A 13,135-nucleotide genomic window follows, 5' to 3' on the forward strand; every position below is an offset into this window, starting at 1 on the left:
AAACTGTCGGCCGCACCCATACCGTGACCAGGCATGGGGGTCGTTGTTTCAGAACAACACAGTGGACGCGAGCAACTGAGGACAAGCCCTCGGCCTATTAGTACCGGTCAACTCCACCCCTCACAGGGCTTCCATATCCGGCCTATCAACCCAGTCGTCTACTGGGAGCCTTACCCTCTCAAGGAGGTGGGAGTGCTCATCTCGAAGCAGGCTTCCCGCTTAGATGCTTTCAGCGGTTATCCCTCCCGAACGTAGCCAACCAGCCATGCCCTTGGCAGGACAACTGGCACACCAGAGGTTCGTCCGTCCCGGTCCTCTCGTACTAGGGACAGCCCTTCTCAACACTCCTACGCGCACAGCGGATAGGGACCGAACTGTCTCACGACGTTCTAAACCCAGCTCGCGTACCGCTTTAATGGGCGAACAGCCCAACCCTTGGGACCTACTCCAGCCCCAGGATGCGACGAGCCGACATCGAGGTGCCAAACCATCCCGTCGATATGGACTCTTGGGGAAGATCAGCCTGTTATCCCCGGGGTACCTTTTATCCGTTGAGCGACGGCGCTTCCACAAGCCACCGCCGGATCACTAGTCCCTACTTTCGTACCTGCTCGACCCGTCAGTCTCACAGTCAAGCTCCCTTGTGCACTTACACTCAACACCTGATTGCCAACCAGGCTGAGGGAACCTTTGGGCGCCTCCGTTACCCTTTAGGAGGCAACCGCCCCAGTTAAACTACCCACCAGACACTGTCCCTGATCCGGATCACGGACCCAGGTTAGACATCCAGCACGACCAGAGTGGTATTTCAACGACGACTCCACAACAACTGGCGTTGCTGCTTCAAAGTCTCCCACCTATCCTACACAAGCCGAACCGAACACCAATATCAAGCTATAGTAAAGGTCCCGGGGTCTTTCCGTCCTGCTGCGCGAAACGAGCATCTTTACTCGTAATGCAATTTCACCGGGCCTATGGTTGAGACAGTCGAGAAGTCGTTACGCCATTCGTGCAGGTCGGAACTTACCCGACAAGGAATTTCGCTACCTTAGGATGGTTATAGTTACCACCGCCGTTTACTGGCGCTTAAGTTCTCAGCTTCGCCCCACCGAAATGGAGCTAACCGGTCCCCTTAACGTTCCAGCACCGGGCAGGCGTCAGTCCGTATACATCGCCTTACGGCTTCGCACGGACCTGTGTTTTTAGTAAACAGTCGCTTCTCGCTGGTCTCTGCGGCCACCCCCAGCTCTGGCAGCAAGTGCCGTCACCAGGAATGGCCCCCCTTCTCCCGAAGTTACGGGGGCATTTTGCCGAGTTCCTTAACCATAGTTCACCCGAACGCCTCGGTATTCTCTACCTGACCACCTGAGTCGGTTTGGGGTACGGGCCGCCATGAAACTCGCTAGAGGCTTTTCTCGACAGCATAGGATCATCCACTTCACCACAATCGGCTCGGCATCAGGTCTCAGACTATGTGAACGGCGGATTTGCCTACCGTTCGTCCTACACCCTTACCCCGGGACAACCACCGCCCGGGCTGGACTACCTTCCTGCGTCACCCCATCGCTCACCTACTACCCCATTGGGTCACCGGCTCCACCACGTCCCATTGTCCGAAGACTCCGGGCCGGCTTCACGGGCTTAGCATCAAGAGGTTCAGCGTTGGCGCTTCAAAGCGGGTACGGGAATATCAACCCGTTGTCCATCGACTACGCCTGTCGGCCTCGCCTTAGGTCCCGACTTACCCTGGGCAGATCAGCTTGACCCAGGAACCCTTGGTCAATCGGCGCAAGAGTTTCTCACTCTTGTATCGCTACTCATGCCTGCATTCTCACTCGTGTACCGTCCACGACTGGTTTCCACCGCCGCTTCACCCGGCACACGACGCTCCCCTACCCATCACAGCCCCCGTTGGGGGTATTGCTGCAATGACACGACTTCGGTGATGTGCTTGAGCCCCGCTACATTGTCGGCGCGGAATCACTTGACCAGTGAGCTATTACGCACTCTTTCAAGGGTGGCTGCTTCTAAGCCAACCTCCTGGTTGTCTCTGCGACTCCACATCCTTTCCCACTTAGCACACGCTTAGGGACCTTAGTCGGTGTTCTGGGCTGTTTCCCTCTCGACCATGGAGCTTATCCCCCACAGTCTCACTGCCACGCTCTCACTTACCGGCATTCGGAGTTTGGCTAAGGTCAGTAACCCGGTGAGGCCCATCGCCTATCCAGTGCTCTACCTCCGGCAAGAAACACGTGACGCTGCACCTAAATGCATTTCGGGGAGAACCAGCTATCACGGAGTTTGATTGGCCTTTCACCCCTAACCACAGGTCATCCCCCAGGTTTTCAACCCTGGTGGGTTCGGTCCTCCACGAAGTCTTACCTCCGCTTCAACCTGCCCATGGCTAGATCACTCCGCTTCGGGTCTTGGGCGTGCAACTCAAACGCCCTATTCGGACTCGCTTTCGCTACGGCTACCCCACACGGGTTAACCTCGCTACACACCGCAAACTCGCAGGCTCATTCTTCAAAAGGCACGCAGTCACGAGACACACAGCAAGCTGCATGCCCGACGCTCCCACGGCTTGTAGGCACACGGTTTCAGGTACTATTTCACTCCGCTCCCGCGGTACTTTTCACCATTCCCTCACGGTACTATCCGCTATCGGTCACCAGGGAATATTTAGGCTTAGCGGGTGGTCCCGCCAGATTCACACGGGATTTCTCGGGCCCCGTGCTACTTGGGAGTTTCTCAAACGAGCCGCACAGATTTCGTCTACGGGGGTCTTACCCTCTACGCCGGACCTTTCGCATGTCCTTCGACTATCCATACGGTTTCTGACTCGCCGACCGGCCGGCAGACCGGTCAAGAAAAATCCCACGACCCCCAAGTGGCAACCCCTGCCGGGTCTCACACCACCTGGGTTTAGCCTCATCCGGTTTCGCTCGCCACTACTCCCGGAATCACGGTTGTTTTCTCTTCCTGCGGGTACTGAGATGTTTCACTTCCCCGCGTTCCCTCCACATACCCTATGTGTTCAGGTATGGGTGACAGCCCATGACGACTGCCGGGTTTCCCCATTCGGAAACCCCCGGATCAAAGCCTGGTTGACGGCTCCCCGGGGACTATCGTGGCCTCCCACGTCCTTCATCGGTTCCTGGTGCCAAGGCATCCACCGTGCGCCCTTAAAAACTTGGCCACAGATGCTCGCGTCCACTGTGCAGTTCTCAAACAACGACCAGTCACCCACCCCCAAGACCCGAACGGATCTCTTCAGTGGGACCGGCATCTCTGAAGCAACAGCCATACGGCCGTTCCCTCAGGACCCAACAACGTGCCCGACACAAGTCAATCGCAAGCCCGTCTTCCACGCCCGGAGGCAGTACTAGCAGGTGCTCTTCACTCGTGCCGAATAGTCAACGTTCCACCCATGAGCAACCGTGCAGAACATTCGCCTGCAAGCGGCATATTGCTCCTTAGAAAGGAGGTGATCCAGCCGCACCTTCCGGTACGGCTACCTTGTTACGACTTCGTCCCAATCGCTGGTCCCACCTTCGACGGCTCCTCCCCTTACGGGTTAGGCCACCGGCTTCGGGTGTTACCGACTTTCGTGACGTGACGGGCGGTGTGTACAAGGCCCGGGAACGTATTCACCGCAGCATGCTGATCTGCGATTACTAGCAACTCCAACTTCATGGGGTCGAGTTGCAGACCCCAATCCGAACTGAGGCCGGCTTTTTGGGATTCGCTCCGCCTCGCGGCATCGCAGCCCTTTGTACCGACCATTGTAGCACGTGTGCAGCCCAAGACATAAGGGGCATGATGATTTGACGTCGTCCCCACCTTCCTCCGAGTTGACCCCGGCAGTCTCCTGTGAGTCCCCATCACCCCGAAAGGCATGCTGGCAACACAGAACAAGGGTTGCGCTCGTTGCGGGACTTAACCCAACATCTCACGACACGAGCTGACGACAACCATGCACCACCTGTATACCGACCACAAGGGGGCGACTATCTCTAGCCGTTTCCGGTATATGTCAAGCCTTGGTAAGGTTCTTCGCGTTGCGTCGAATTAAGCCACATGCTCCGCTGCTTGTGCGGGCCCCCGTCAATTCCTTTGAGTTTTAGCCTTGCGGCCGTACTCCCCAGGCGGGGAACTTAATGCGTTAGCTGCGGCACCGACGACGTGGAATGTCGCCAACACCTAGTTCCCAACGTTTACGGCGTGGACTACCAGGGTATCTAATCCTGTTCGCTCCCCACGCTTTCGCTCCTCAGCGTCAGTAATGGCCCAGAGATCCGCCTTCGCCACCGGTGTTCCTCCTGATATCTGCGCATTTCACCGCTACACCAGGAATTCCGATCTCCCCTACCACACTCTAGCCTGCCCGTATCGAATGCAGACCCGGGGTTAAGCCCCGGGCTTTCACATCCGACGCGACAGGCCGCCTACGAGCTCTTTACGCCCAATAATTCCGGACAACGCTCGCACCCTACGTATTACCGCGGCTGCTGGCACGTAGTTAGCCGGTGCTTCTTCTGCAGGTACCGTCACTTGCGCTTCTTCCCTGCTGAAAGAGGTTTACAACCCGAAGGCCGTCATCCCTCACGCGGCGTCGCTGCATCAGGCTTTCGCCCATTGTGCAATATTCCCCACTGCTGCCTCCCGTAGGAGTCTGGGCCGTGTCTCAGTCCCAGTGTGGCCGGTCGCCCTCTCAGGCCGGCTACCCGTCGTCGCCTTGGTAGGCCATTACCCCACCAACAAGCTGATAGGCCGCGGGCTCATCCTGCACCGCCGGAGCTTTACACCCAGAACCATGCGGTCCCAGGTCATATCCGGTATTAGACCCCGTTTCCAGGGCTTGTCCCAGAGTGCAGGGCAGATTGCCCACGTGTTACTCACCCGTTCGCCACTGATCCACCCCGAAGGGCTTCACCGTTCGACTTGCATGTGTTAAGCACGCCGCCAGCGTTCGTCCTGAGCCAGGATCAAACTCTCCGTGAATGTCTGCTCGTCAGTGCTCAATTAAGAGCGCGAGCCGCACTCGCGTCGAGCGGCACGGCAACCACCGGAATAGGGTGATCCCGCGCACTGCGTCCTCGCTAGTGTTTACTTCATAAAGGAATCTCCAACCCCGATCAGAAGACCGAAGCCGGGGATGTCAACATATCTGGCGTTGACTTTTGGCACGCTGTTGAGTTCTCAAGGAACGGACACTTCCTTCGGACCGCCTTCCAGCGGGCCCTCCGGGCGCTTCGTTCTTTCGTGTTTCCAGCTTACCAGATGATTTCCGCTCCGTTTTCCGGCGCTTTTCGCATCTGAAATCTGCTGTTAACCGTCGACTTGCGGCGACTCGACCAACCATAGCGGGTCCCGCGCTGGATCGCGAACCGGGCCGCACCCGGCATCACCCGGTCGGAGGCATGATTTGTTGCTCTCGCGAGCATATACAGCAATGGTCCCGATCCGCCAAGATGCCTGTAGAGTGCGGCGCATCGGTGAAGAGGACTAGACCACTGTCGGTCGCTGAGATGTCGGCCGAGTTGGGTGGACGGGGCGTGGTTCTTCGCCCGGGAATGTCAGCATATGTCCGAAGTTGACATGATTTAGGCTTCACCCGATGTCCTGCCGCAGCTCGCGGCCGCTCGCTGTACTGCGCACTTGGGAGGCTCAACCATGACCACTGTGACGTCGCCGCTGACCGGCCGTGTCGTCGGGCTCGCCGGCGTGCCCGATCCGGTCTTCTCGGGCGCCATGGTCGGCCCCGGCACCGCGATCGACCCGGTTCGCCAGCCGACCGAGGTCGTGGCCCCGGTGGACGGTGTCGTCGTCTCCATGCACCCGCACGCGTTCGTCGTGGTGGACGCGGATGGGCACGGTGTGCTGACGCACCTCGGGATCGACACCGTCCAGCTGAACGGCGAGGGCTTCGAGCTGCTCGTCAACAAGGGCGACACGGTGACCCGCGGCCAGGCCGTCATCAAGTGGGACCCGGCCGCCGTCGAGGCCGCCGGGAAGTCTCCGATCTCGCCGATCGTCGCACTGGAGGCTGCGGCCGACTCGCTCGGCGGACTCCGCGAGGACGGGGAGGTCGCCGTGGGCGACGCCCTGTTCAGCTGGAGCTGACCTCCGTCACCCGAACCGGGACCCCGTGCTGGACGGGGCCGCCCAGCCTACTGCGGCCAACCAGGCCGCACTACTGGTGTCTCGCGCGCCAACGGAGACAGTCACTGTGACTCCTCCCCCTTCTTTGCTTGCAGGGGGCTTCTCACGTGGCTGTGTCGAGCCTCATGACGGCCAAGCCCTGACCGCTGCCCGGGAGCAGGGCCCTGGTGTATGGCGCCGTTCGTGGCCTCGGTCCCAAGACGTCGATTTCTCCTGCCGGCTGGAGGCCGGTGGTTCACTCGGAAGAAGGTCTTATGGAGAAGACGCTACGCGGCGTGGGTGTGAGCCACGGGGTCGCGATCGGCCAGGTACGGCACATGGGGACGGCGGTGCTGGAGCCGCCGGCCACCCAGATCCCGACCGAGGACGCCCCCCGAGAGCAGGCCCGCGCCCAGGCGGCCGTCGAGGCGGTGGCCGCGGACCTCACCGCTCGCGGCAACCTGGCCGGCGGCGAGGCCCAGGCCGTGCTGGAGGCTCAGGCGCTGATGGCGCAGGACCCGGAGCTGATGGCCGACGTCGCGCGCCGGATCGCCGTTGGCAGCAGCGCCGAGCGCGGCATCTACGACGCCTTCGCCGCCTACCGTGCGCTGCTGGCGTCGGCCGGGGACTACCTGGCCGGCCGCGTCGCCGACCTGGACGACGTCCGCAACCGCATCGTGGCGCGGCTGCTGGGCGTGCCGATGCCGGGTGTGCCGGACAGCGACGAGCCCTACGTTCTGTTCGCCCGGGACCTGGCGCCGGCCGACACGGCGCTGCTGGACCCGACGCTGGTGCTCGGCTTCGTGACCGAGGAGGGCGGGCCGACCAGCCACAGCGCCATCCTGGCCCGGGCCATGGGCGTGCCGGCCGTGGTGGCGCTGCCGGGGGCGACCGATGTCCCCGAGGGCACCGTCGTCGCGGTGGACGGCAGCTCGGGCGACGTGCTGGTGGAGCCGTCTCAGGAGAAGCAGGACGAGCTGCGCCGGATCGCCGCCGAGCGCAAGGCCGCGCTTGCCGCGTCCTCCGGTCCGGGGCAGACCTCGGACGGGCACCGGGTGCCGCTGCTGGCCAACGTGGGCGGCCCGGCCGACCTGCCGGCCGCGCTGGAGGCCGGGGCCGAGGGCGTCGGGCTGTTCCGGACCGAGTTCCTCTTCCTGGACGACTCGGCGAAGGCGCCCAGTGAGGAGAAGCAGGTCGAGGCGTACCGCAAGGTGCTGGAGGCGTTCCCGGAGGGCCGGGTCGTCGTCCGGGCCCTGGACGCGGGCGCGGACAAGCCGCTGGACTTCCTGACCCCGGCGGACGAGCCGAACCCGGCGCTCGGTGTGCGCGGTCTGCGCACGCTGATGGAGCACCCCGAGGTCATGCAGACCCAGCTGCGCGCGCTGGCCAAGGCCGCCGAGGGCCTGCCGGTGCACCTTGAGGTGATGGCCCCGATGGTGGCCGACCGCAAGGACGCCAAGGACTTCGCGGACGCGTGTCGTGAGGCCGGGCTGAGCGCCAAGTACGGCGCGATGGTGGAGATTCCGTCGGCGGCGCTGCGGGCGCGGTCGATCCTCCAGGAGGTGGAGTTCCTCTCGCTGGGGACCAACGACCTCGCCCAGTACACCTTCGCCGCCGACCGCCAGGTGGGTGCGCTGGCCCGGCTGCAGGACCCTTGGCAGCCCGCGCTGCTGGACCTGGTCGCGTTCTCGGCCGAGGCCGCGCAGATCACCGGCAAGAGCTGCGGTGTCTGCGGCGAGGCCGCCTCCGACCCGCTGCTGGCCGTCGTCCTGACCGGTCTCGGTGTCACCAGCCTCTCCATGGGCGCGGCGTCGATCCCGTACGTGCGGACCGCGCTGGCCAAGTACACGCTGGCGCAGTGCCGCCGGGCGGCCGAGGCGGCGCGGGCCGCGGACAGTGCCGAGGGGGCACGGGCCGCGGCGCAGCAGGTGCTGTCCGGCGAGTAGCAGCACGAGTCGCCCGCCGCACGAGCGGCGGCAGCCGGAGATCTCGAAGGGGCGCCCCCGCCGTCTGGGGGCGCCCCTTCGTCGTGCCCGGATCAGGCCTGGCGGTCGCGGCGGAGCTGCTCGAAGAAGCGCAGGTGGTCGAGGTTGTCGACGGATCCGGGGTTGACGGCCTGCTCCAGCGGGGTGCCGGAGAGCAGGCGCTTCACCGGGACCTCGATGCGCTTGCCGGTGAGGGTGTGCGGGAGGCCGCGGACGGCGATGACCTCGTCGGGGACGTGGCGCGGGGAGAGTTCGGTGCGCAGCGAGCTGCGGATGCGGCCGGTCAGGTCGTCGTCGAGGGTGGCGCCGGGGGTGAGGACGACGAAGAGCGGCATCCAATACCCGCCGTCGGGCTCCTCCAGGCCGATGACCAGGGATTCGGCGATCTCGGGCAGGCGTTCGACGACCTCGTAGATGTCGGAGGAGCCCATCCGGACGCCCTGGCGGTTGAGAGTGGAGTCGGACCGGCCGTGGATGACGACTGTGCCGCGCGAGGTGACGGTGATCCAGTCGCCGTGGCGCCAGACTCCGGGGTACATGTCGAAGTAGCTGTCGTGGTACCGGGCGCCGTCGGGGTCGTTCCAGAAGCCGGTGGGCATGGACGGGATCGGCTTGGTGACGACGAGTTCGCCGACGGCGTCGGTGAGCGGGCGGCCCTGGACGTCCCAGGACTCGACGGCGGCGCCGAGGCAGGGGGCCTGGATCTCGCCGAGGTGGACGGGGAGGGTGGGGACGCCGCCGACGAAGCAGGAGCAGACGTCGGTGCCGCCGCTGACGGAGGCGAGCCAGACGTCGTCCTTCACCTCGTCGTAGATCCAGCGGAAGCCGTCGGGCGGGAGCGGGGAGCCCGTGGTGCCGATGCAGCGGACGGCGGAGAGGTCGAGGTCGCGGCCGGGGTGGAGGTCGGCCTTGCGGCTGGCGATGACGTAGGCCGCGGAGGTGCCGAGGACGGTGGCACCGGTGCGGGCGGCGACCGACCAGAGGGCGCCGGTGTCGGGGTGGCCGGGGCTGCCGTCGTAGGTGACGATCGTTGACCCGGTGAGGAGGCCGGCGAGGAGGAAGTTCCACATCATCCAGCCGGTGGAGGTGTACCAGAGGAAGCGGTCGTCGGGGCCGAGGTCGAGGTGGAGGCCTGCCTGCTTGAGGTGTTCCAGCAGGATGCCGCCCTGGCTCTGGACGATGGCCTTGGGCAGGCCGGTGGTGCCGGAGGAGTAGAGGACCCAGAGCGGGTGCTCGAAGGGGAGGGGTTCGAAGACCGGCTCGACCTCGTCGGCCACCAGGGCGTCCCAGTGCAGGGCGCCCTCGGGGGCGGGGCCGCCGAGCAGGGGGATGTGGACGACGGTGTGCAGGGTGGGGAGCTCTCGGCGGAGTTCGGCGACGACCTCGGTGCGGTCGTGGTCCTTGCCGCCGTAGTGGTAGCCGTCGACGGCGAAGAGGACGGCGGGTTCGATCTGCTGGAGGCGGTCTAGGACGCTTCGGGCACCGAAGTCGGGGGCACAGCTGGTCCAGACGGCGCCGACGGCGGCGGTGGCGAGGAGGGCGACGGCGGCCTGGGGGATGTTGGGCAGGTAGGCGCTGACGCGGTCGCCGGGGCCGATGCCGCGGGCGCGCAGGGCGGCGGCGAGGGAGCCGACCTGGCGGCGGAGCTCGCCCCAGGTGAGCGCGACCGGGTGGTCGGTGGTCTCGTCGAGGTGGAGGATGGCCGGCTTGTCGGCGTTGGCCCGGTCCTCGGCGGCGCGCAGGGCGTGCTCGGCGTAGTTGAGGCGGGCGCCGGGGAACCAGCGGGCACCGGGCATGGCCGGGTCGGCGAGGATGGCGTCGGGGGCCTGGGTGAAGCGGACGTCGAACCACTGGGTGACGGCGGTCCAGAAGCGGTCGAGGTCTTCGGTGGACCAGGCGTGCAGGTCGGCGTAGCGCCGGGCGGCCTGCTGGTCGTCGCCGGCGGGGGCGAGCGGTGCGGCCGGGGCGCCGTGGTGTTCGGCGGCCCAGGCCTGGAAGGCCACGAGCGTGGTGGCGGCGGCGCGAGCGGGGGTGGGGCGCCAGAGCGGCTGGTCCTGGGGTGGGGTGCTCACGGTGGTGGTCTCCCGGCCGGTGGATGGGACGGGGGTGCTTGTGGCAGGGCCCGTCCGGTTGGGGCTGTCGGTGCAGACCCTGCCATGTGATCGCCCGGTGCGCCAGGGTCTGCCCCGGGGGTGCGGGCCTGGTCAGCCCGGTGCCGGTGGCCGGTCAGCGCGGCGGGAACTCGCCGTTGAACCAGGCTCGGGAGACCCGGGTGTGGAAGGCGAAGACGAGTGGGGTCTCCGGGGTGGCGAGCTGCCAGCCGTCGGTCTCGTCGGTGGGCTTGGAGGGAGGGAGTTCGGCCAGCGGGCGGGCGGGGAGCAGGCCGAAGAGGCAGAGGAAGCCGCCGTTGGTGTCGGAGTCGGTGGCGACCAGCGTGACATCGGCGGCGTCGGCCAGGATGCCGGTCTCCTCGCGGAGTTCGCGGACGCAGGCCTGCTGCCAGCTCTCGCCGTAGTCGATGTAGCCGCCGGGCAGGGCGAGTTCGCCGTAGCCGGGCTCGATGGTGCGGCGGATGACGACGAGGCTGGGCTCGGCGCTCTCCTGGGTGACCGGGAGGAGGGTGACGACGACGGGCAGCGGGTTGCGGTAGCTGATCTCGGAGCAGCCCGAGCAAGTGCGGGGCCAGGCCTCGGTGCCGGGCGGGTAGGGCGTGCCGCACCAGTGGCAGTGGGAGTTGGGCCGGTTGCTCGTCCTGCTCACCTCTTGAGTGGTCATGGCCGGATGGTAGTGCCGCCGGGTGGCCGGCGGCAGCGCTCCGCCGATCTTGGTCGGATCGTCCCGGGCGGTGTGCGCCGGCGGGCCGGTACTGGGGCCTGTCGGAGGGCACAGGGAACGGGACCGGTGGCGCCGGTCAGCGGATCTCGTCCTCGCGGGTGGGGCGGAGGAGGGCCGGGTGGAGGAGTTGGGCGTCGCCGGCGCAGTAGTTGCGGGCGCGGGGGCCGCCGCGGGCGCCGCCGCGCTCGGTGGTGGTGCCGGTGCTCTCGACGAAACCGGGGACGGAGAGGACCTTGCGGTGGAAGTTGCCGGGGTGGAGCTTCTCGTCCCAGACGGCCTCGTAGACGGCGCGCAGCTCGGGGATGGTGAAGTCGTGCCGGAGAAAGGCGGTGGCCAGCGGGCTGTACTCGATCTTGGCGCGGGCCCGGTCCAGGCCGTCGGCGAGGATGCGGGCGTGGTCGAAGGCCAGCGCGATGGGGGCGGGCCGGCCGTCGTCGGGCTCCTCGGTGTGGGGCTGCGCGGTGTGGGGCTGCGCGGTGTGGGGCTGCGCGGCCTCGGCGGAGGGGCCGGCGGGCCCGTCGACGCCACCCCCGTGGGTGTCGACGGGCCCGCCGGCGGCTGGTGACCGGCCGGTGGGCGGCCGGAGGTCGAGGGCGGTGACGGGGTGCCAGGCGGCCGTCGCCGCGTCCGAGCCGGCCTGAGGATCCGGCAGGTCGGGGGCGAAGGCCAGGTAGGCGACCGAGACGACGTGCATGCGTGGGTCCCGGTCGGGGGCGCCGTAGGTACCGAGCTGTTCGAGGTGGATGCGGCTGAGGGCGGCTTCGGCGTCGGAGCTGCCGTGCAGGCCGGTCTCCTCGGCGAGCTCGCGGGCGGCGGCCTCGTCGAGGCCCTCCTCGCCGGCCCGCAGGAAGCCGCCGGGCAGCGCCCAGGAGCCCTGGTACGGCGGGCCCGCGCGCTCGACCAGCAGGACGTGGAGGCTGCCGTGGCGCAGCGTCAGTGCGACGACGTCGACGGTGACGGCCACCGGGGTGTAGGCGCGTGGGTCGTAGGCGGCGAGCCACGCGCGCTCGTCCATGCCGGCGGTGACGGGGGGCTGCTCCACGGCCATGGCCGGCTCCTTTCCGGTGTGGCGCCCGGTACGGCGTCGTCGTTCTCGGGATGAGCACAACGTAGCGACCCGTTGACTCTGCGGCAAACGGATTTCCGGGAGGCCCGTACGGGCCGTCTTCTAGGCTGTGGCCAGGAGCTTTGCCCGAGAACAGGTCTTGGAGGCCGTCATGCCCGCCACTCCCCCGCCGGACTTCGCCGCGGCGGTGGCCGCCGGTCCGCTGGTGCTGGACGGCGGGATGTCGAACCAGTTGGCGGCGGCCGGGCACGACCTGTCGGACGCGCTGTGGTCGGCGCGGCTGCTGGCGGACGCTCCGGAGGCCGTGGTGGCCGCGCACCGGGCGTACTTCGCGGCGGGGGCGGAGGTCGCGATCACCGCGAGCTACCAGGCGAGTTTCGAGGGTTTCGCGCGGCGCGGGCTGGGCCGGGCGGAGGCGGCGGGGCTGCTGGCGCGCAGCGTGGAGCTGGCGCGGGAGGCGGCACGGCGGGCGGCGGAACTGCCGGAGGGGGCGGGCCGGCCGCTCTGGGTGGCGGCGTCGGTGGGCCCGTACGGGGCGGTACTGGCGGACGGGTCGGAGTACCGGGGGCGGTACGGGCTGACGGTGGGCGAGCTGGAGGCGTTCCACCGGCCGCGGCTGGAGGTGCTGGCGGCGGCCGGGCCGGACGTGCTGGCGCTGGAGACGGTGCCGGACGCGGACGAGGCGCGGGCGCTGCTGTGCGCGGTGCGCGGGCTGGGGGTGCCGGCCTGGCTGTCGTACAGCGTGGCGGGCGGGCGGACCAGGGCCGGGCAGCCTCTGGCGGAGGCGTTCGCCCTGGCCGCGGAGGCCGACGAGGTGGTGGCGGTGGGGGTGAACTGCTGCACACCGCAGGACGCGGACCGGGCGGTGGCGCTGGCCGCACGGGTGACCGGCAAGCCGGCGGTGGTCTACCCGAACAGTGGTGAGTCCTGGGACGCCGGGGCCCGGGACTGGCGCGGCGGTCCGACGTTCCGTGCCGACCGGGTGGGCGGCTGGCTGGCCGCCGGCGCCCGGCTGGTGGGCGGCTGCTGCCGGGTCGGCCCGTCCGAGATCTCCGCACTGGCCGCCGAGGTGACGCGCGGCCGGCGCTGAGATTACCGAGGGGGA

At 67.0% G+C, this 13,135-nt stretch carries 6 protein-coding genes and 2 rRNA genes; 3 read left to right on the plus strand and 5 right to left on the minus strand.

Annotated elements, in window-relative coordinates:
* Positions 1-77: 77 nt before the first annotated feature.
* Positions 78-3,199: ribosomal RNA gene (locus OG286_RS07515) — 23S ribosomal RNA — on the minus strand.
* 281 nt (positions 3,200-3,480) lie between these two features.
* A 16S ribosomal RNA gene (locus OG286_RS07520) occupies positions 3,481-5,004 on the minus strand.
* Together the 16S and 23S rRNA genes form the textbook arrangement of a ribosomal RNA operon.
* A 672-nt stretch (positions 5,005-5,676) precedes the next feature.
* On the opposite strand from OG286_RS07520, the gene OG286_RS07525 reads away from it, so the two are divergent.
* Positions 5,677-6,126, plus strand: coding sequence for a PTS glucose transporter subunit IIA (locus OG286_RS07525; protein WP_396324894.1), 450 nt, complete (start codon positions 5,677-5,679; stop codon positions 6,124-6,126).
* A 293-nt stretch (positions 6,127-6,419) separates the two neighbouring features.
* Positions 6,420-8,090, plus strand: coding sequence for a phosphoenolpyruvate--protein phosphotransferase (ptsP, locus tag OG286_RS07530; RefSeq protein WP_396324893.1), 1,671 nt, complete (start codon positions 6,420-6,422; stop codon positions 8,088-8,090).
* 92 nt (positions 8,091-8,182) lie between these two features.
* Here ptsP and OG286_RS07535 read toward each other — a convergent pair whose 3' ends face one another.
* From OG286_RS07535 to OG286_RS07545, 3 genes are all read right to left on the minus strand, one after another.
* The gene (locus tag OG286_RS07535) at positions 8,183-10,201 is read right to left on the minus strand and encodes an acetoacetate--CoA ligase (RefSeq protein ID WP_396324892.1); all 2,019 of its coding nucleotides are present in this window, start codon (positions 10,199-10,201) and stop codon (positions 8,183-8,185) included.
* A gap of 154 nt (positions 10,202-10,355) precedes the next feature.
* The gene (locus OG286_RS07540; protein ID WP_396324891.1) at positions 10,356-10,904 is read right to left on the minus strand and encodes an NUDIX domain-containing protein; all 549 of its coding nucleotides are present in this window, start codon (positions 10,902-10,904) and stop codon (positions 10,356-10,358) included.
* A gap of 136 nt (positions 10,905-11,040) precedes the next feature.
* Positions 11,041-12,012, minus strand: a complete 972-nt coding sequence (locus tag OG286_RS07545) for an NUDIX hydrolase (protein WP_396324890.1) — start codon at positions 12,010-12,012, stop codon at positions 11,041-11,043.
* Positions 12,013-12,181: 169 nt separating this feature from the next.
* On the opposite strand from OG286_RS07545, the gene mmuM reads away from it, so the two are divergent.
* Positions 12,182-13,120 carry a homocysteine S-methyltransferase gene (gene mmuM / locus OG286_RS07550; protein ID WP_405364910.1) on the plus strand — a complete coding sequence of 313 codons (939 nt, stop codon included), beginning with the start codon at positions 12,182-12,184 and terminating at the stop codon, positions 13,118-13,120.
* The last annotated feature ends 15 nt before the right edge of the window (positions 13,121-13,135 follow it).

It is taken from the genome of Kitasatospora sp. NBC_00039 (genome assembly GCF_045160625.1).
Classification (GTDB): Bacteria; Actinomycetota; Actinomycetes; order Streptomycetales; family Streptomycetaceae; genus Kitasatospora.

Coding starts and splice junctions, on each gene's coding strand:
- ptsP (WP_396324893.1), top strand. CDS start 6,420: ATGGAGAAGACGCTACGCGGCGTGGGTGTGAGCCACGGGGTCGCGATC.
- OG286_RS07525 (WP_396324894.1), top strand. CDS start 5,677: ATGACCACTGTGACGTCGCCGCTGACCGGCCGTGTCGTCGGGCTCGCC.
- OG286_RS07545 (WP_396324890.1), bottom strand. CDS start 12,012: ATGGCCGTGGAGCAGCCCCCCGTCACCGCCGGCATGGACGAGCGCGCG.
- OG286_RS07540 (WP_396324891.1), bottom strand. CDS start 10,904: ATGACCACTCAAGAGGTGAGCAGGACGAGCAACCGGCCCAACTCCCAC.
- mmuM (WP_405364910.1), top strand. CDS start 12,182: ATGCCCGCCACTCCCCCGCCGGACTTCGCCGCGGCGGTGGCCGCCGGT.